This is a genomic window from Neisseria sp. P0021.S005 (assembly GCF_051956955.1).
On sequence record NZ_JBQCWY010000491.1, the window covers coordinates 1 to 2,277 of the forward strand.

At 45.7% G+C, this 2,277-nt stretch carries 3 protein-coding genes; all 3 read left to right on the top strand.

Going from position 1 to position 2,277, the window contains the following annotated elements:
* Positions 1-941 (top strand): type IV pilus assembly protein PilM (gene pilM, locus ACTHUE_RS15985; protein WP_440423972.1); only part of this gene is annotated, 941 nt, incomplete at its 5' end.
* A gap of 4 nt (positions 942-945) precedes the next feature.
* Positions 946-1,569 (top strand): PilN domain-containing protein, encoded by a 624-nt coding sequence (locus ACTHUE_RS15990; protein ID WP_049336960.1) that lies wholly within the window; start codon positions 946-948, stop codon positions 1,567-1,569.
* A complete protein-coding gene (locus ACTHUE_RS15995; RefSeq protein WP_049336961.1) occupies positions 1,569-2,240 on the top strand; it encodes a type 4a pilus biogenesis protein PilO in 672 nt (223 codons plus the stop codon). The genes ACTHUE_RS15990 and ACTHUE_RS15995 overlap by 1 nt, the downstream gene beginning before the upstream one ends.
* Positions 2,241-2,277 lie beyond the last annotated feature (37 nt).

Consider the following 2,277-nt stretch of genomic DNA (forward strand, 5'->3'; position numbering starts at 1 on the left):
AATACGTTATTACCAAATTGCCTAAAAATATTGTCAAAGGCAACAAAATTCAAGACTACGATCAGCTTGCTACTTACATCCAACATACTTACACACAATTACGCAGTTCTTGCAAAAATATTGTTGCGGCCGTGCCACAAAATTTGGCGACAGTCGAGCAAATTATTTACAACCCGCGTGATACCGATTTGGACTTGGAAGAGTTTGTCGAAGCGGAAGTCGGCCAATTTGCGCCTATTGAAGAAATGAACTACGACTTTCAAGCCGAAGAAGTCGGTTCAGGCCAGCATGTTTTAGCTGTTGCCGCCAAAAAAGACGATGTCGAGCCACGCATTGAAATGTTTGAGAATGCGGGCTTGCCTTTGTCCGCTTTGGATTTAGACTTGCTGGCGCAACGCAATGCCTTTGTTCATTGGATGAATACGCATGCTCCCGAAATGGCAGATGAAAAAGTTGCCGTGTTTGGCATTCATGCGACGCAAATGTATGCCCTGATCCTGCAAAACGGCCGTATCCTCTACAAACAAGAAACGCCGGTCAGTACAGAGCAGCTCAATCAGCTGATTCAGCGTACTTATCAGGTAACTGAAGAAAAAGCCGCACAAATGATGGCTTCCCAAAACAAGCCTTCCGACTACCAGTCTCAGATTGCCGACCGTTTTAATGTGCAGGTTGCGCAGGAGGTTCAGCGTGTTTTGCAATTTTACTATACCACGCAGGCCACTGATTCTTTCTCCAATATCAAACACATCCTGCTGACCGGCTTTACCGCGCAGCAGGCAGGTTTGGCGGAAAGCATTTTCTCGCAAACCAATACGGCAACAGAATATCTGCATCCGATTTCATATGTGGAACGCAGTGCAAAAGTAGAATTGCCGCAGTTTCAAATTGATGCGCCGTCACTGACTTTGGCGTTCGGATTGGCATTAAGGGGGCTTTGAGAACATGATCGAATTAACCAGAATCAACCTTCTTCCGTATCGGGAAGAGATTAAACAGCGCAAGCAGCAGCAATTCAAAGTATTGATGCTTGGCGCTTTTGCAGTGGGTTTGGGCTTGGCGGCCGCTACCTATCTCGGTATTGACAGCGCCATCAGTAATCAAGAAGGGCGCAACAACTTCCTGCAAACCGAAATCGACAGACTTGATAGAGAATTGGGCGAAATCGATAAACTTCAGCAAGAAAAAGAAGCCTTCTTGGCCAAGAAACTGAAAGTGGAAGAGTTACAGGAAAAACGCTATCAAGCGGCCTATATCCTTGATTCTTTGAATGCGCTTACACCCGATAATACTTATTTGACTGCGTTGGAAGCGGAAAGCTCGACCAGCTATAAAATCAGCGGCCATGCCGTCAGCGACAATAAAATCGCCGTTATGATGCGCTCCCTGCCAAGTACAGGTATTTTCTTGCAGCCTGAATTGTTGAGCATTAAAAAAGTAGATAACTACCAAGAATTTACTTTGAAATCTTCAATCAACCAAGTGAATACGCCGGCTCCTGCACCGACTGCCCAAAGCAGCGGTGAAATGGCCGAACCTGTGGCAGAACCTGCTCCGGAGGCTCAATAATGGCATCTAAAAACCTGAAACAATTGGACGTACAAAACCTGTACCTGCTCAATATGCCTTCAAAACTTTTGCTGGCGGGTTTATTGATTGTCGGTGTGTTGGCTTTGGGCTATGTCGGCGTATTTAAAGATCAGATTGAGACCCTGAATACGCAGGAAGCTAAAGAGGAAGAGCTGAAGGAAACCTTTACGCGTAAAAGCATTCAGGCGGCAAGCTTGAATAATCTGAAGGCTGAATTGGCTTCGATCCGCTCTGCATTTGATGTTTTGTTGAAACAACTGCCGACCGACGCGGAAATTCCGAACCTGATTCAAGAGCTTCATCAGGCAGGTTCAACCAACGGGTTGCGTTTGGATAGCGTTGCACCGCTCCAACCTGAAAACGATGGTCCGATTCAAAAACTGCCGTATCAGATTTCCATCACAGGCAAATACTCACAGATCAGTCAATTTACCCGTGATGTAGGCGATTTGTCGCGCATTATTACTTTAGATTCTTTAAAACTCGTGAATGCAGGCGAGGACAAAGAAGGCAAAGGCAATAAAGGCGAGTTGACATTGAGCGCGATTGCGACGACTTATAAAGCACGTCCGGCCGAAGAGATTGCTGCCGAATTGGCTGCGCAACAGGCACAAGAAGAAGGCAAACCTGCCGAGAATGAGCAAAAATAAAAGAATAGGGAAATCATGAAAAAAATCATCTTACTCT